The organism is Streptomyces sp. NPDC048269 (assembly GCF_040652395.1).
Taxonomy (GTDB): domain Bacteria; phylum Actinomycetota; class Actinomycetes; order Streptomycetales; family Streptomycetaceae; genus Streptomyces.
Genome location: NZ_JBEZLW010000013.1, coordinates 111,207 through 127,380 on the forward strand (window position 1 = coordinate 111,207; position 16,174 = coordinate 127,380).

The 16,174-nt window shown below is 71.4% G+C and carries 12 protein-coding genes; 6 read left to right on the forward strand and 6 right to left on the reverse strand.

The genetic code is table 11. The annotated features are described in order from the left end of the window. Positions 1-106: 106 nt before the first annotated feature. Positions 107-1,516, reverse strand: a complete 1,410-nt coding sequence (locus AB0D48_RS17315; RefSeq protein WP_362396993.1) for an MFS transporter — start codon at positions 1,514-1,516, stop codon at positions 107-109. A 79-nt stretch (positions 1,517-1,595) separates the two neighbouring features. Here AB0D48_RS17315 and dusB point away from each other — a divergent pair, with 79 nt between their 5' ends. From dusB to AB0D48_RS17330, 3 genes are all read left to right on the forward strand, one after another. Then, positions 1,596-2,756: a tRNA dihydrouridine synthase DusB gene (dusB, locus tag AB0D48_RS17320; RefSeq protein ID WP_362396813.1), complete on the forward strand. Its 1,161-nt coding sequence runs from the start codon at positions 1,596-1,598 to the stop codon at positions 2,754-2,756. A 364-nt stretch (positions 2,757-3,120) separates the two neighbouring features. Further along, positions 3,121-5,829, forward strand: coding sequence for a pyruvate, phosphate dikinase (gene ppdK, locus AB0D48_RS17325; protein ID WP_362396815.1), 2,709 nt, complete (start codon positions 3,121-3,123; stop codon positions 5,827-5,829). 386 nt (positions 5,830-6,215) lie between these two features. Further along, complete coding sequence (locus AB0D48_RS17330) at positions 6,216-7,268, forward strand: helix-turn-helix domain-containing protein (protein WP_362396817.1); 1,053 nt, start codon at positions 6,216-6,218, stop codon at positions 7,266-7,268. A gap of 145 nt (positions 7,269-7,413) precedes the next feature. On the opposite strand, the gene AB0D48_RS17335 is transcribed toward AB0D48_RS17330, so the two are convergent. Further along, positions 7,414-8,574 (reverse strand): alkaline phosphatase PhoX, encoded by a 1,161-nt coding sequence (locus AB0D48_RS17335; RefSeq protein WP_362396820.1) that lies wholly within the window; start codon positions 8,572-8,574, stop codon positions 7,414-7,416. Positions 8,575-8,737: 163 nt separating this feature from the next. Here AB0D48_RS17335 and AB0D48_RS17340 point away from each other — a divergent pair, with 163 nt between their 5' ends. Continuing rightward, positions 8,738-9,202: a group III truncated hemoglobin gene (locus AB0D48_RS17340; RefSeq protein WP_362396823.1), complete on the forward strand. Its 465-nt coding sequence runs from the start codon at positions 8,738-8,740 to the stop codon at positions 9,200-9,202. A gap of 113 nt (positions 9,203-9,315) precedes the next feature. Next, positions 9,316-9,747 carry a VOC family protein gene (locus AB0D48_RS17345; protein ID WP_362396826.1) on the forward strand — a complete coding sequence of 144 codons (432 nt, stop codon included), beginning with the start codon at positions 9,316-9,318 and terminating at the stop codon, positions 9,745-9,747. Positions 9,748-9,767: 20 nt separating this feature from the next. Here AB0D48_RS17345 and nirD read toward each other — a convergent pair whose 3' ends face one another. The 3 genes from nirD to AB0D48_RS17360 are packed head-to-tail and all read right to left on the reverse strand — an operon-like array spanning position 9,768 to position 13,991. Then, entirely contained in the window at positions 9,768-10,100 is a 333-nt protein-coding gene (gene nirD, locus AB0D48_RS17350; RefSeq protein WP_362396829.1) for a nitrite reductase small subunit NirD, read from the reverse strand. Further along, positions 10,097-12,619 (reverse strand): nitrite reductase large subunit NirB, encoded by a 2,523-nt coding sequence (gene nirB / locus AB0D48_RS17355; protein ID WP_362396832.1) that lies wholly within the window; start codon positions 12,617-12,619, stop codon positions 10,097-10,099. The genes nirD and nirB overlap by 4 nt, the downstream gene beginning before the upstream one ends. 1 nt (position 12,620) lies before the next feature. Further along, complete coding sequence (locus tag AB0D48_RS17360) at positions 12,621-13,991, reverse strand: FAD-dependent oxidoreductase (RefSeq protein WP_362396835.1); 1,371 nt, start codon at positions 13,989-13,991, stop codon at positions 12,621-12,623. Positions 13,992-14,474: 483 nt separating this feature from the next. Here AB0D48_RS17360 and AB0D48_RS17365 point away from each other — a divergent pair, with 483 nt between their 5' ends. Next, positions 14,475-15,251: a TSUP family transporter gene (locus AB0D48_RS17365; protein ID WP_362396996.1), complete on the forward strand. Its 777-nt coding sequence runs from the start codon at positions 14,475-14,477 to the stop codon at positions 15,249-15,251. Positions 15,252-15,357: 106 nt separating this feature from the next. Here the strand turns inward: AB0D48_RS17365 and AB0D48_RS17370 are convergent, their stop codons facing one another. Next, positions 15,358-15,927, reverse strand: a complete 570-nt coding sequence (locus AB0D48_RS17370; RefSeq protein ID WP_362396998.1) for a class F sortase — start codon at positions 15,925-15,927, stop codon at positions 15,358-15,360. Between the last annotated feature and the right edge of the window lie 247 nt (positions 15,928-16,174).

The following is a 16,174-nucleotide window of genomic DNA, read 5'->3' on the forward strand; positions in this document are numbered from 1 at the left end:
TGCCGGGTGGCGCCTGCCGGGCCGTGCCTGGCCGCCGGTCAGGGCCGGATCATGGAGCGTCGCACCCCGGAAGCCGGCGGAAAACGCCGGCCCCGCGCGGGCCGGGTCAGGCGTCTGCCGGGGTGCGGGGAGTGGCGGGGTCCAGGGTGCGGGCCGTGCGGGCCGCCGTCGCGCGGGCCCATTGGCCGCTCGTCGCCGCGCCCACCACCAGGACCAGCAGGCCGCAGGCCGTGATGATCCACCACGCGGGGCCGGTCGCCCCGGCGAAATCGGAGCCGTTCGCCAGCCCGGCCGCCAGGACGGCGCCCACGATCGCGACGCCCAGCGTGCTGCCCGTCTGCCGGCTGGTGGAGGCGATGGCGGCCGCGACACCCGCCTGGGACCGCGGCATCCCGGACACCGCCGTATTGGTGATGGGCGCGTTCACCATGCCGAAGCCGAGCCCGAACAGCACGTACCCGGTGAACATGAGCGGGGTGGACGTCTCGGCCCGGAAGGCGGCGAAGAGCAGCCCGCTCGCGGCCATCGCCACGCCCGCGATGAGCAGCGGCAGCCGCGGCCCCCGGCTGCCCACGAGCCGCCCCGACAGCGGTGCGAAGAGCATCGTCAGCGCGGCCATCGGCAGCATGTAGAGCCCGGCGTGCAGCGCGTCCAGCCCCCGCACGTCCTGCAGGTACAGGGTGTTCAGGAAGAGGAACCCGGCCATCCCGGAGAAGGCGCTCACGGCGATCACCGTGGCTCCGCTGAAGGGCGCGCTCCGGAAGAACCGGAAATCGATCAGGGGCTCCTCGCGCCGGGGCTCGTACAGGAGCAGCCCCACCAGCGCGGCGACGGCCACCAGCGCGCAGCCGATGATCACCGGTGAGCGCCAGCCCGCGGCCGGCGCCTCGATGATCCCGTACGTCAGACAGCCCAGCAGGGCCATGACCAGCAGCTGGCCCACCGGATCCGCCCGCCGGGGCCGCGCCGCCCGGGACTCGGGGACGTGGCGCAGGGTGAGCAGCAGGGCGACCAGGCCCACCGGCAGGTTGACCCAGAAGATCGAGCGCCAGCCCACGGAGTCCACCAGCACTCCGCCGATCAGGGGACCCGCGGCCATCGAGATGCCCGCGACGGCCCCCCAGATCCCGATGGCCCGGGCCCGCTCGGCGGGATGGGTGAAGGTGTTGGTGATGATCGACATCGCCACCGGATTGAGCATCGCGCCGCCGACCGCCTGGACCATCCGGTAGACGATGAGCCAGTTGAGGCTGGGGGCGAGGGAGCACAGCAGCGAGCCCAGGGTGAAGAGCACCAGGCCCGCGACGAACACCTTGCGGCGGCCGATCCGGTCGGCGGTGGACCCCGCGAGCATCAGGAGGGAGGCCAGGACCAGGGTGTAGGCGTCGATGGTCCACTGCATGCCCGCGACCGAGGCGTCCAGGTCCTTGCGCATCGAGGGCAGCGCGACGTTCAGCACCGTGTTGTCGAGGCTGACGATCAGCAGGCTGATGCAGCAGATCGCCAGGACGATCATGCGCTGCCGGCGACTCGGCTCACCCGGCTGACTCGGCTCGATCATGCCGCCGATCGTACGTCTGCCCGACCGCCCCGGCATGCGGGACAATGGGCGGATGACCACGCTCCCTCCGCCTCTCGCGATCGGCCCGCACACCGTGCAGCCCCCGGTGGTGCTCGCCCCCATGGCCGGCATCACCAATGCCCCGTTCCGTACCCTCTGCCGGGAGTTCTCGGGCGGCAAGGGGCTGTTCGTGAGCGAGATGATCACGACCCGCGCCCTGGTCGAGCGCAACGAGAAGACCATGCAGCTGATCCACTTCGACGAGGCCGAGAAGCCCCGCTCGATACAGCTGTACGGCGTAGACCCCGTGACGGTCGGCAAGGCGGTCCGCATGATCGTCGAAGAGGACCGCGCCGACCACATCGACCTCAACTTCGGCTGCCCGGTCCCCAAAGTCACCCGCAAGGGTGGCGGCTCGGCCCTCCCGTACAAGCGGAACCTGCTGCGCGCGATCCTCCGCGAGGCCGTAGCCGGCGCCGGGGACCTGCCGGTGACCATGAAGATGCGCAAGGGCATCAACGACGACCACCTCACCTACCTCGACGCCGGCCGGATCGCCGTCGAGGAGGGGGTCACCGCGATCGCCCTGCACGGGCGCACCACCGCCCAGCACTACGGCGGCACCGCCGACTGGGACGCCATCGCGCGGCTCAAGGAGCACGTTCCGGAGATCCCGGTCCTCGGCAACGGCGACATCTGGTGCGCCGAGGACGCGCTGCGCATGGTCCGCGAGACCGGCTGCGACGGTGTGGTCGTCGGCCGGGGCTGTCTGGGGCGGCCGTGGCTGTTCAACGACCTGGTGGCGGCCTTCGAGGGCCGTCCCGAGGACTTCCACAAGCCCACGCTGCGCGAGGTCGCGGTCACCATGCACCGGCATGCGCAGCTGCTCGGGGAGTGGATCGGTGACGAGGCGCGCGGGGTGATCGACTTCCGTAAGCACGTGGCCTGGTACCTCAAGGGGTTCTCGGTCGGATCCGAGATGCGCAAGAAGCTGGCGGTCACCTCCTCCCTGGCCGAACTGAACGCTCATCTGAGCGAGCTTGATCTGGATCAGTCCTGGCCCGAGAGCGCGGACGGCCCGCGGGGCCGGACGTCCGGAAACAACCGAGTTGTCCTGCCGGACGGCTGGTTGAAGGACCCTTACGACTGTGCGGGCATCAGCGAGGAAGCCGAACTGGACACCTCGGGAGGCTGACAAATCGCCCTCCGTGTCGCGTGATATACGCCACGCATGGGAGAGGTTTCGCTCAGATGAGCGCGAAGATCACGGGTAAGACTTTCAAAGGGTGGCACTGGGTGCCACCCTTTGTGTGTTCAATACTTGAACGCAAATAGATCGATGATCGCTCATCTGGGCGTGATCAAGCCTCAAAAGCACCCTTGGTCTTCGGGATGTGAAGACAGTCCAGGCTTTCTGATTACCCATGAGTTACTTTCGATCTGCTGGCGCACGGGTGGTTACAGCCGTATGACGACCAAGTGGACGTACCCAGAAGCCTTCGATCTGGGTATGTTCCTGGCCGTCAGGGCAGCCACCGAGCCTCGAGGAGTCGAGACCCGTGTCGGAAAACAAAGATCAGAAGTTCGTCTACGACTTCACCGAGGGCAACCGGGACCTCAAGGACCTTCTCGGCGGCAAGGGGGCCAACCTCGCCGAGATGACCAACCTTGGTCTCCCCGTCCCTCCCGGCTTCACCATCACCACCGAGGCCTGCAAGGTCTACCTCGAGAGCGGCACGGCCCCGGCCGAGCTGCGCGACGAGGTCAGCTCCCACCTTGCCGCCCTCGAGACGAAGATGGGCAAGAAGCTCGGCCAGTCGGACGACCCGCTGCTGGTCTCCGTGCGTTCCGGCGCCAAGTTCTCGATGCCCGGCATGATGGACACCGTCCTCAACATCGGCCTCTCCGACGAGTCCGTCGCCGGCCTCGCCGCGCAGTCCGGTGACGAGCGCTTCGCGTGGGACTCGTACCGCCGCCTCATCCAGATGTTCGGCAAGACCGTCCTCGGCGTCGAGGGCGAGCTCTTCGAGGACGCCCTCGACGAGGCCAAGGCCGCCAAGAAGGTCACCGTCGACACCGACCTCGACGCCGCCGACCTGAAGAAGCTGGTCAAGGTCTTCAAGAAGATCGTGGCGAAGGAAGCCGGCCGCGAGTTCCCGCAGGACGCCCGCGACCAGATGGACCTCGCCGTCGAGGCGGTCTTCAACTCGTGGAACACCGACCGCGCCAAGCTCTACCGCCGCCAGGAGCGCATTCCCGGCGACCTGGGCACCGCCGTCAACATCTGCTCCATGGTCTTCGGCAACCTCGGCCCCGACTCCGGCACCGGCGTCGCCTTCACCCGTGACCCCGCCAGCGGCCACCAGGGCGTCTACGGCGACTACCTCCAGAACGCCCAGGGCGAGGACGTGGTCGCGGGCATCCGCAACACCGTGCCGCTCGCGGACCTGGAGGGCATCGACAAGGCCTCGTACGACCAGCTCATGACGATCATGGAGACGCTGGAGACCCACTACAAGGATCTCTGCGACATCGAGTTCACCATCGAGCGCGGCCAGCTGTGGATGCTCCAGACCCGCGTCGGCAAGCGCACCGCCGGTGCTGCCTTCCGCATCGCCACCCAGCTCGTGGACCAGGGCCTGATCGACGAGGCCGAGGCCCTCCAGCGCGTCAACGGCGCCCAGCTGGCGCAGCTGATGTTCCCGCGCTTCGACGAGGGCGCCGCGACCACCCTGCTCGGCCGCGGCATCGCCGCCTCCCCGGGCGCGGCGGTCGGCAAGGCCGTCTTCGACTCGTACACGGCCGTCAAGTGGTCCCGCTCCGGCGAGAAGGTCATCCTGATCCGCCGCGAGACCAACCCGGACGACCTGGACGGCATGATCGCCTCCGAGGGCATCCTGACCTCGCGCGGCGGCAAGACCTCCCACGCGGCCGTCGTGGCCCGCGGCATGGGCAAGACCTGCGTCTGCGGCGCCGAGGAGCTCGACGTCGACACCAAGCGCCGCCGCATGACGGTCGGCGACACGGTCATCGAAGAGGGCGACGTCGTCTCCATCGACGGCTCCACCGGCAAGGTCTACCTCGGTGAGGTACCCGTAGTACCGTCCCCGGTCGTCGAGTACTTCGAGGGCCGCATGCACGCCGGCGCCGACGACGCCGACGAGCTGGTCGCCGCCGTGCACCGGATCATGGCGTACGCGGACCGCGTCCGCCGCCTGCGGGTGCGCGCCAACGCCGACAACGCCGAGGACGCGCTGCGCGCCCGCCGCTTCGGCGCCCAGGGCATCGGCCTGTGCCGCACCGAGCACATGTTCCTCGGCGAGCGCCGCGAGATGGTCGAGCGCCTGATCCTCGCGGACACCGACGGCGAGCGCGAGGCGGCACTCAGTGCCCTCCTGCCGCTGCAGAAGAAGGACTTCGTCGAGCTGTTCGAGGCGATGGACGGACTGCCCGTCACGGTCCGCCTGCTCGACCCTCCGCTGCACGAGTTCCTGCCCGACATCACCGAGCTGTCGGTGCGCGTCGCCCTCGCCGAGTCCCGCAAGGACGCCAACGAGAACGACCTGCGCCTGCTCCAGGCCGTGCACAAGCTGCACGAGCAGAACCCGATGCTGGGTCTGCGCGGTGTCCGCCTCGGTCTGGTCATCCCCGGTCTGTTCGCCATGCAGGTACGGGCGATCGCCGAGGCCGCGGCCGAGCGCAAGAACGCCAAGGGCGACCCGCGCGCCGAGATCATGGTTCCGCTCGTCGGCACCGTCCAGGAGCTGGAGATCGTCCGCGAGGAGGCCGACGCGATCATCGCCGAGGTCGAGGCCGCCACCGGCACCAGCCTCAAGCTGACGATCGGCACGATGATCGAGCTGCCGCGCGCCGCTCTGACCGCCGCCCAGATCGCCGAGGCCGCGCAGTTCTTCTCCTTCGGCACGAACGACCTGACCCAGACGGTGTGGGGCTTCTCCCGCGACGACGTCGAGGCCAGCTTCTTCACCGCCTACCTGGAGAAGGGCATCTTCGGGGTCTCGCCCTTCGAGACCATCGACAAGGACGGCGTCGGCGCGCTGGTCCGCAGCGCCGTCCAGGCCGGCCGGGCCACCCGCCCCGACCTCAAGCTCGGCGTCTGCGGCGAGCACGGTGGCGACCCCGAGTCCGTCCACTTCTTCCACGAGGTCGGCCTCGACTACGTCTCCTGCTCGCCCTTCCGGATCCCGGTGGCGCGCCTGGAGGCCGGTCGCGCGGCCGCCGAGGCGAAGGGCAGCGACAGCCGTTGACCCCCGGCCCTGACAAGGGCCCCACAGACCGCGCCTGCCCCCGGGTTCCCTGACGCCCTGGGGGCGGGCGCGCCTATTTTTTGCTGTTCAACAAATCTTTACGCCAGCAGGCGGTGGACGGATCCCCACCCGTCCACCGCCGCTGTCATTCTGCCGGGCACGTCGGCGCTTCCCGGTGCGACCGACCGCCAGGCCCCGCAAAGCCCCCCACGGCCTTCACGGAGCGTTTCGGTCGCATCGGAGTGTGCCCGGCGGAGTACAGGATTTCGGTTGTCACGCCCCTGCCGAAAGGGGTTTCAACTGTGGCCGAAAGGGCGTGGTGACCACGTGTGACGGCATGCATACTCATGGGGCGGGGGGATTGCGGTTGCACAGGTGGGGGTTCGGTGCTGCGTATCCATTTCACTGGAGTGGACCTGGCACGCGTACGGATGGCAGGGCGTCCCGATGCGTTGTGGGAAACGATTCTCAGCTTTCACCGCTTAAGAGACCGGCGCGATGCCCGGTTGTTCGGTGAATGGCGGACGGAAACCCGGAGCAGGTTGAATAGTGAAACACGCTTGCTCGGAGCGCTCATACCGAGTCGTGGCTATTTCCCCGATTTCCTGACCCCTGTGGAGGGGCAGTACGGGTGGGACCTGGGCCTCGACGCCCTGCGCGCCCTCCGCCCCGAACGGATGCGGCAGGAGCTGGCGCTGCTGGGCGCGGGAGCGGGTCTCGGGGCCGCCTTCGGGATGCCCTCCGCCGTGAGCGGGGGCCCTGACACCTCGGTCCCGCGGCGGTTGCGGGAGTTCATGGACGGCGGTACCGAGCAGCTGCCGAGGCTGCTCGGCGAGCTGCGCGGGTACCACCGGGCGGCCGTGGAGCCGTACTGGACCCACATACAGGCCCAGATCGAGGCAGAGCGGGCCGCGCGCGGCCGGGCCCTGCTGGACGGCGGCGCGGACGAACTGCTGGCCTCACTGCCGCCGATGCTGCGGTGGCGGGCGCCGGTGCTGGAGTGCGACTACCCGGTGGACCGGGACGTACGGCTGCGCGGGCGCGGGCTGCTGCTCCAGCCGTCCTTCTTCTGCCGGCGCACCGCGGTGACCCTGCACGACCCGGAGCTGCCGCCGGTGCTGGTCTATCCGGCCGCCTCGCACCTGGCCTCGGCGCCCGCGGGCGGTGAGTCGGCCCGGCCGGTGGAGGAGCACCGCCAGCGCACCCTGGGCAAGCTCGTGGGGCACACCCGCTCGGTGGTGCTGCGGGCGATCGGCGACGGCGCCACCACCAGCGAGCTGGCCCGCCGGGCCGGGGTCTCGCTGGCCTCCGCGAGCCAGCACGCCTGCGTGATGCGCGAGGCCGGGCTGGTCACCACGTTGCGCCACGGGAACGCGGTGCTGCACACGGTGACGCCGTTGGGGGCTGCGCTGCTCAGGGGCGGGGCCGTGGCCTCGTGACCGTCGGCCGCACCCCGACGGGATGACCCGTCGGGGTGCGGCCGGTGGTGCGGTGCGGCGCCCTTCCGGGGCTCAGGCCCGCGCCCTCGCGCCCCGCACCCAGGCGGGGCCGGACGTGCCCCGGCGGGCTGGGCGGCGCGGGGTCTCAGGTACGGAACGGGCCCGTGACCTCGTACGTGATGCCGCCGGTCGAACTGCCGCTCGTGCCCCGCTGGCTGCTGAAGTACAGGCGGCTGCCGTCGGGGGAGAAGGCCGGGCCGGTGATCTCCGAGGAGGACTGGCCGGTGATGCGCAGGAAGGGGGCGACGACGTCGTCCGGGGTGATCAGGCAGACCTCCATGTTGCCGCCGTCCTCGGCGATGTACAGGTCGCCGTACGAGGAGCCCGTGACGTTGTCCACGCCCGTCAGCGGGGCCGCGCCGCCGGGTACGAGCGAGTCGTCGTAGGCCAGCTCGTACGTGCTGCTCGCCAGGTTGAGCTGCCAGACCCGGTTGTCGCCCTTGGTGGTGAACCAGACCGTGTCGTTGGCGTAGTGGCAGCCCTCGCCGCCGTTGAACTTCTTGGAGCCGGCGACCTGGGTGCGGGTGGTCGTCGGGGAACCGTCCGGGTCCGGGACGTTCTGCCAGGTGAAGGACCCGGAAGTGGCGGTTCCGGCGACGAGCACCTGGAGGCTGCCGGAGGCCAGATTGCCCCAGGTGGTGGGGACGAAGCGGTAGAAGCAGCCGCTGGTCTCGTCCTCGGTCAGGTAGATCACCTGGCGCACCGGGTCGGCGGCGGCCGCCTCGTGCTTGAAGCGGCCCATCGCCGGGCGCTGCACGGCCGCGTTCACGCCGTACGGGTCGGTCTCGTACACGTACCCGAGGCTGACCTCCTCGCAGGACAGCCAGGTGTTCCAGGGGGTCTTGCCGCCCGCACAGTTCTGCCGGGTGTTGGAGAGGATCCGGTAGGAGCCGGTGATGGTGCCCGAAGAGTTGAACTTCACCGCGCTCGCGCCACCGGAGGGGTTGATCTCCGAGTTCGACACGTAGATCCAGCCCGTGCCGTCCGTGAAGCACGCGCCGCCGTCAGGGGCGCTGTGCCACTGGTAGCTGGTGGGTCCGACGTTCTGGCCGGACCGGGCTATCACCCGGCTGCTGAAGCCGGCGGGCAGCTGGATGCCGTTGGCGTCCGCCGCGCCGAGTGCGCCGTAGGGCCCGGCACCGGGCTGGGCGGGGGCGGCGTAGGCGGCCCCGTGCATCAACGTGCCGCCGAAGGCGGCGGCCGACGAACCGATCACTGCGCCGCGCAGGAAGGTACGACGTTCCACGGTCACTCCTGTGGGAGGGGGAGGGCCCTGCATCCGGTCGGACGCGGGGTCGCACGCACCCGGGAACCTAGGGGCACCGAATTGACGTGACATCAATTCCGCATGGCGTACAGCGGGACTTTCTCCCCTGTCGAGGTCCGCACCGGTGGAGGATGGTGGAGCCATGGACCTCTCCGCCGCCGAGGACATCTCGGGCCGCGCCGACCTCGACGTCGTGCTGCGCCGCTTCTACACGGCCGCTTTCGCGGATCCGCGGATCGGCCCCTTCTTCACCGAGATCGCGGGCACGGACCTGGAGGTCCACCTGCCCCGGATCACCGATTTCTGGGAGCGGGCACTGTTCCGCACCGCCGACTACCGGAGCGACGCCTTCGCCCCGCACGCCGCCCTGCACGCCGCCCGGGCGATGACCGCCGCGGACTTCGGGCGCTGGGTACAGCTGTGGCGCGCGACGATCGACGGCCGGTACCGCGGGCCGAACGCCGAGCGTGCCAAGGCGCAGGGCGAGCGGATCGCACTGGCCCTCCACCAGCGGCTGGCCGGCGCGGACGCGGAGCTGCTGCGCGGCGACGGCACGGTGGGCTTCGTCCCGCTGGCGGCTCTGAAGCTGCGCTCGTCAGCGGGCTGACCTGCGGTTTCGGCCAACCTTAAAAAAGTTCACAGGGGAGCGATGAGTTTCCCGGGACGCCCCGGTCTACCTCTCGAAAGCGCCGAAGTGCACACGAGAGAAGAGAGACCGAGATGTCCGCGACCATGATCTTCGTCAACCTGCCCGTCAAGGACCTGGAGGCCAGCAAGACCTTCTGGGGCAAGCTCGGCTACTCCTTCAACGCCCAGTTCTCCGACGAGAACTGCGCCTCCATGGTCATCAGCGACACCATCGTCGCCATGCTCCTCACCGAGGCCCGCTACAAGGACTTCACCCACAAGGAGATCGCGGACGCCACCAAGACCTCCGAGGTCCTCATCTGTCTGAGCGCCGAAAGCCGCGCCGCGGTCGACGAGCTGGTCGACGGGGCCCTGGCGGGCGGGGCCACCGAGCCCCGCCCCGCCCAGGACCACGGCGTCATGTACGGCCGTGCCTTCGACGACCTCGACGGCCACACCTGGGAGATCATGTGGATGGACCCGGCCATGGTCCAGGACCCGGGTCAGGGCCAGGACCATGGCTGACCGTCCCGTCCCGCCCGTGGTCACGAGGTCACGGCGGTCCGCACGCGGTAGGTCCGGACCGCCACCTCGTCGTCGTCCAGGCAGCGTCCCGACTCCAGGTCGAAGCGCTGCTTCAGCAGCGGCGAGGCCACGAAGGGCCGGCCCGCCGTGGCTCCCAGCAGTCCCCGCGAGAGGACCTGCGCCCCGGTGAAGGGGTCCTGGTTGCCGATGGCGTAGGTACGCCCCGCGCGGTCGACGAACACCGCGGCCTGGCTCCCGTCGGGCAGGAGGGCCGCCACCCCGCGCCCCGGGGTGAGCGCGGACAGCTCGCACACCGTCAGCCAGCCCTCCGCCACCTGCAGTTCCACGGTCATCGGACTCCTCCGATCGTCAGGACGGCCAGGTCGGGCTTGACCTGGTCGCGTTCGGGGACGAACTTCACGGTCGGGTCGGGGGCGCCGGGCGCGTTGACGAAGGACACGAACCGGCGCAGCCGCTCCGGGTCCTGCAGCGTCTCGGCCCACTCGTCGCGGTAGTGCGCCACGTGGTCGGCCATCAGGGCCTCCAGCTCCGCGCACAGCCCGAGCGAGTCGTGCACGACCACGTCCCGCAGGTGGGCCAGGCCGCCCTCCAGTCGCTCCAGCCAGGTGGAGGTCCGCTCCAGCCTGTCGGCGGTGCGGATGTAGAACATCAGGAACCGGTCGATCAGCCGGATCAGTTCCGCGTCCGACAGGTCCTGGGCGAGGAGGTCGGCGTGGCGCGGGGTGGCCCCGCCGTTGCCGCCGACGTAGAGGTTCCAGCCGCTCGCCGTCGCGATGACCCCGAAGTCCTTGCTCTGCGCCTCCGCGCACTCACGGGCGCAGCCGGAGACCGCCGACTTGAGCTTGTGCGGGGCGCGCAGTCCGCGGTAGCGCAGCTCCAGGTCGATGGCCATCCGTACGCTGTCCTGCACCCCGTACCGGCACCAGGTCTGCCCCACGCAGGACTTCACCGTCCGCAGGGCCTTCCCGTACGCGTGCCCGGACTCGAATCCGGCGTCGACGAGCCGGGCCCAGATCCGCGGGAGCTGGTCCACGCTGGCGCCGAAGAGGTCGATGCGCTGACCGCCGGTGATCTTCGTGTAGAGACCGAAGTCGCGGGCCACCTCGCCGATCACGATCAGCTTGTCGGGGGTGATCTCGCCGCCGGGGATGCGAGGCACGACCGAGTACGAGCCGTTGCGCTGCATGTTCGCGAGGAAGTGGTCGTTGGTGTCCTGGAGGGCGGCCTGCTCCCCGTCCAGGACGTAGCCGCTCGCGCCCACGCTCGGGGCGAGCGAGGCGATGACCGAGCCGACGGTGGGCTTGCACACCTCGCAGCCGTCACCGCCGCGGGCCTCGGGGCGGCCGTGGCCGTCGAGGAGCTCCTGGTACGAGGTCAGGCGGCGGGTACGGACGATCTCGTAGAGCTCGGCACGGGTGTACGGGAAGCAGCCGCACAGACCTTTGTCGGCGGCGGCGGGCAGCAGCTGCCCGATCACCTTGAGGCAACTGCCGCAGCCGGTGCCCGCCTTGGTGCACTTCTTCACCTCGGGGAGGGTGGCGCAGGCGGTGATGGCCTTCTTGGTGACGTTGTGGCAGGAGCAGATCACCGCGTGGTCCGGGAGCGAGGACGGGCCGAGCGCGACGGGTGCGCCGAGACCGGCGGGCAGGACCAGCGCCTCGGGGGCGACGGGCGGCACGCTGCCGGTGAGCGGGCGCAGCAGGCCGTACGAGTCCGCGTCGCCGACCAGGACCCCGCCGAGGAGGACGCCGTCGGGGGAGACGACCAGCTTCTTGTAGACGCCGGAGCGGGAGTCGGACCACACGACGTCGAGGCTGTCGGGGGCGGTTCCGTGGGCGTCGCCGAAGGAGGCCACGTCCACGCCGAGCAGCTTGAGCTTGGTGGAGAGGTCGGCTCCGGTGAACTCCTTCTCGCGGCCCAGCAGGTCGTCGGCGGCCGTTTCGGCCATCTCGTAGCCGGGCGCGACCAGTCCGTAGACGCGGCCGTCGCAGGCGAGGGCGCACTCGCCGATCGCGTAGACGTGCGGGTCGGAGGTGCGGCAGCGGGCGTCGACCGCGATGCCGCCCCGCTCGCCGACGTCCAGCCCTGCGTCGCGGGCCAGCTGGTCGCGGGGGCGGACACCGGCGGAGAAGACGACGAGGCCGGTGTCGACGGTGGAGCCGTCGGAGAGCCGCATCCCGCTGACCCGACCGTCCTCGCCGGTCAGCACCTCCTGGGTGCCGACACCGGTGTGGACGGTGAGGCCCATGGACTCGATGGTGCGCAGCAGGGCGGCGCCGCCGCCCTCGTCGACCTGTACGGGCATCAGGCGCGGGGCGAACTCGACGACGCGGGTGGCGAGGCCGAGCCCCTGGAGGGCCCCGGCGGCTTCGAGCCCGAGGAGTCCGCCGCCGACGACCGCGCCGCTGGTCCGGTCCTTCGCGTACTCCTCGATGGCGAGGAGGTCCTCGATGGTCCGGTAGACGAAGCAGCCGGGGGCGTCCTTGCCGGGGACGGGCGGCACGAAGGGGTAGCTGCCGGTGGCCAGGACCAGGACGTCGTACGGGAAGACGCGGCCGGAGCGGGAGGTGACGGTGCGTGCGGCCCGGTCGATGTGCTCGGCGGGGTCATCGAGGTGGAGGTCGATGCCGTTCTCGGCCATGAAGCCGGGGGGCGTCATGGACAGGTCCTCGGCGGTGCTGCCGGAGAAGTAGGAGGTCAGGTGTACGCGGTCGTAGGCGGGCCGGGGCTCCTCGCAGAGCACGGTGATCCGGTGGGTCCGCGTCGCGCCGCGTTCGGCCAGGGCCTCCAGGTAGCGCTGGCCGACCATGCCGTGCCCGATGAGCACGATCGCGGGCAGGGGCTCGGTCATGTCAGTGGCCTCCGTCGTCGGTGAGCAGGTGGAACAGGTCGTTCGGTGGTTCGTCGCCCTGCCAGGTGCGGGCGAGGGCGCCCACGGTGGAGAGCTCGCCGAGCAGCACCCCGCCGACGAGGCGGTCGCCGCGGACGACGACCGTCCGGTAGGTCCGGCGGGTGGCGTCGGCGAGGCGGACCACGTCGTCGCCGGGGCGGGGGGTCGGCTCGCCGAAGGCGGCGAGGTCGAAGTGCCCGTCGGCCCCGCCGAGGGTGAGGCGGGTGAGGGCGCGGGTGCCGGTGTACGCGGTGGGGGAGCCGGTCAGAGTGGCGGCGAGGGCGTCGGCCTGCTCCAGCGCCGGGCCGGCCAGGCCGTACACCTGGCCCGCGTGTTCGGCGCAGTCGCCGATGGCGTGGATGCGGGGGTCGCTGGTGCGGAGGTGGTCGTCGACCACGATGCCGGTGCGGACGTCCAGGCCGGCGGCCTGGGCCAGCCCCGTACGGGGCCGTACGCCGCAGGCCAGTACGACGAGGTCGGCGTCGAGCCGGTAGCCGTCGGCGAGCTCGACGCCGGTGACGCTGCCCCGGGGCGTGCCGCCGGGTGCGGCGCCGTTGCCGGGTGCTCGGCTCCTGGACCCCCGCGCCTCGAACTCCCCCGGACTCCGTCCGGGGGGACCCCCGGGCGGGGCTGGATTCGGCTGGGCTTCGCTCGGGCCTGCCGCCGCGTGGGCCGGTTGCCGCGCCGCAGCGGAAGTGACCAGGCCGCGGACCCGGCATTCCGTGTGGATCTCCACGCCGAGATCGGTCAGGTGGTCGGTAAGCAAAGCCGAGGCGCCCGCGTCCAGCTGGCGTTCCATCAGGCGCTCGCCCTGCTGGGCCAGCACGACCGAGGCGCCCCGCGCGGCAAGCGCCCGGGCCGCCGAGACGCCCAGCAGGCCCCCACCGATCACCACCGCCCGCACCCCGGGGCGTACCGCCGCCGAGAGGGCCAGACAGTCGTCCATCGTGCGGAACGCGTGGACCCCTTCCGGGAGGTCCCGCCCGCCCGGCTCGAACAGGCCGCGCAGAGGAGGGAGCACCGGGTTGGACCCGGTCGCCAGGACCAGCGTGTCGTACGCCAGCGCCGCGCCGTCGTCGCAGTGCACCAGCCGGTCCGCCCGGTCGACGCGGACCGCCCGTACACCCTGTCGCAGCACCGGGCCGGGCGCCGGAAGGGCGGCCACCTCCGGCGCGTACCGGCCCGCCAGGATCTCGGCGAGCAGCACCCGGTTGTACGGGACGTGCGACTCCTCGCCGAGCACGGTCACCTGAGCACCCCCGCCCAGCCGCGCAGCGAGCCGCAGGCCCGCGAGGCCGCCGCCGATCACCACCACACGCTGTTCCGAGGTCATGCACCGAGCCTGCGGGCTCGCTGTTTCCCCGCCGGATCGCCGCTGTTACCCGGCGGGAACGCCCACCTCAGCGCACGGGTCAAGGGCCCGTGAGGCTTTCCTCGAGGCCGCCTTGAGGATCATCACGGGTGTCGCACGGGCCTCTGGCGTGGCCCGTATGCAGATGCGGGGGGCGGGGCGGGGCGGGGCAGGGCGGGTCAGGGGCGGGATGCCGGGCGGGGCGGGGGCGGTCGTCCTGTTCCGGGCGGCCCAAGGTGCTGCTGATCGCGGGCCAGGTCGGGATCACCCCGATGCGGGCCCTGTTCGAGACGCTGCCCGGCGGGCCGGCTGGCCAGTGTGCCGGCCGCAAGCGTGCCGACGGCGGCCGTGGACCGACGGCTCCGGTGGCCCCGGACCGGGCGCCGGCCGGGCGAAGCTCAACCTTTGCGCAACTTTCCGGGGATTGTTGGCACGTGCACCCAACAGCTCCGTAGGGTCATGACCGTGCCTGACATATCAACAACCATGATCATCGTGCTGTGTGTGGCCGCAGCCGCGGCAGGCTGGATCGACGCGGTGGTGGGCGGCGGCGGCCTGCTGCTCCTGCCGGCCCTGCTCCTGGGCCTGCCCCACGCCCACCCGGCCACCGTCCTCGGCACCAACAAGGCGGTCGCCATCGTCGGCACCGCGGGCGCGGCCGTCACGTACGTCCGCAAGGCCCCGGTGAACGTGAAGCTCGCCGCCCGCATCGGCCTGGCGGCGCTCGCCGGCTCAATGGGCGGCGCCGCGCTGGCCGGCGGCATCAGCAAGGACGCCCTCCGCCCGCTGATCATGGTGGTTCTCGTGGTCGTCGCGGCCTTCGTGCTCTTCCGGCCCGCCTTCGGCACCGCCCCGAGCGCCTCGCCCGTCAGCAGGCAGCGGGTGCTGCTCGCCATCGGCCTCGCCGGGCTAGGCATCGGCTTCTACGACGGCCTCATCGGGCCGGGGACCGGCACGTTCCTGGTCCTCGCGCTCACCGCGCTGCTCCACCTCGACCTGGTCACCGCCTCCGCGACCGCCAAGATCGTCAACTGCTGCACCAACGCCGGGGCGCTCGCGATGTTTGCGTACCAGGGCATGGTGCTGTGGCAGCTGGCCGCGCTGATGGCGGTGTTCAACCTGGCCGGCGGCATGATCGGCGCCGGCATGGCCCTCAAGAAGGGCAGTGGCTTCGTCCGCGGCGTGCTGCTGACGGTGGTGGGCGCGCTGGTGATCAAGCTCGGCTTCGAGCAGTGGGGCTAGAGCCTGGCGTCACAGCAGCGCCGGTCAGGCCCGCGGAGTCCGGTGCCGTGCATCGCCACGCGGAGGGGCGCCCTGTCTGTCGGGTCGCGTTTCCGGAACACGACGCCTAGTACGTCCCGGTGAGGTGGGCGAAGACGACGACGTTGCCCCGGTAGCCCGTGCGCGGTGAGAAGCCGCCGCCGCAGGTGATCACCCGTAGCTCGGCGCGCGCCGAGGGGCCGTACACGCGGGTGTCGGGGAAGGCCTTGGCGTCGTAGACCTCGACCGCGTGGACCGTGAACACCGCGGTACGGCCGTCCGCGCGCGGGATCTCGACGGCGGCTCCGCGGCGCAGCGCCCCCAGGTGGTAGAAGACCCCCGGCCCGGCGGCGTTGTCCACGTGCCCGGCGATGACGGCGGTGCCGGTGGCGCCCGGGGTGGTGCCGTCGCGGTACCAGCCGGCCAGGTCGCGCCGGTCGGGAGGGGGCACTTCGAGGCTGCCGCCCGGCTGCAGGCCGAGTCCGGTCAGCGGGGCATCGACCCGGATGGAGGGGATCCGGATCCGGGTGGGCGGGGATCCGGTCAGCGGCGCGATACCGGGGCCTCCGGCGCTCGAGGCGCTCAGGGCCTCGGCGGGGGAAGGCAGCGGCGGGCCGACGGGCTCGCGGGAACCGCTGGTCACGAGCCAGATGCCGATACAGGCGGCGAGTGCCACGAGGCCCCCGTGCCGGGCGTTGGGGGTGCGGGAGGTGCGGCCGCGCCGGGCCGGGGAGACCGTGGCCGGTCCGCGGCGGCCGCCGACCGAGGAACGGGTCCTGGGGTCGGTTGCAGAGCCGGTGGCGGGGCCGGTGGCAGGGCCGGTGGCAGGGCCGGAAATGGGGCCGGTCGTGGGACGGGGCTGCCGGTCGCGGCCCCGGACAGCTCCGAAATCGCCTCCCATGCGT

What these genes read in the sequence shown, in the direction of transcription:
- AB0D48_RS17360 (WP_362396835.1), bottom strand. Translation starts at nt 13,991, where the DNA reads ATGACCTCGGAACAGCGTGTGGTGGTGATCGGCGGCGGCCTCGCGGGC.
- nirB (WP_362396832.1), bottom strand. Translation starts at nt 12,619, where the DNA reads ATGACCGAGCCCCTGCCCGCGATCGTGCTCATCGGGCACGGCATGGTC.
- nirD (WP_362396829.1), bottom strand. Translation starts at nt 10,100, where the DNA reads ATGACCGTGGAACTGCAGGTGGCGGAGGGCTGGCTGACGGTGTGCGAG.
- AB0D48_RS17340 (WP_362396823.1), top strand. Translation starts at nt 8,738, where the DNA reads ATGGACCTCTCCGCCGCCGAGGACATCTCGGGCCGCGCCGACCTCGAC.
- AB0D48_RS17315 (WP_362396993.1), bottom strand. Translation starts at nt 1,516, where the DNA reads ATGATCGTCCTGGCGATCTGCTGCATCAGCCTGCTGATCGTCAGCCTC.
- AB0D48_RS17345 (WP_362396826.1), top strand. Translation starts at nt 9,316, where the DNA reads ATGTCCGCGACCATGATCTTCGTCAACCTGCCCGTCAAGGACCTGGAG.
- dusB (WP_362396813.1), top strand. Translation starts at nt 1,596, where the DNA reads ATGCGGGACAATGGGCGGATGACCACGCTCCCTCCGCCTCTCGCGATC.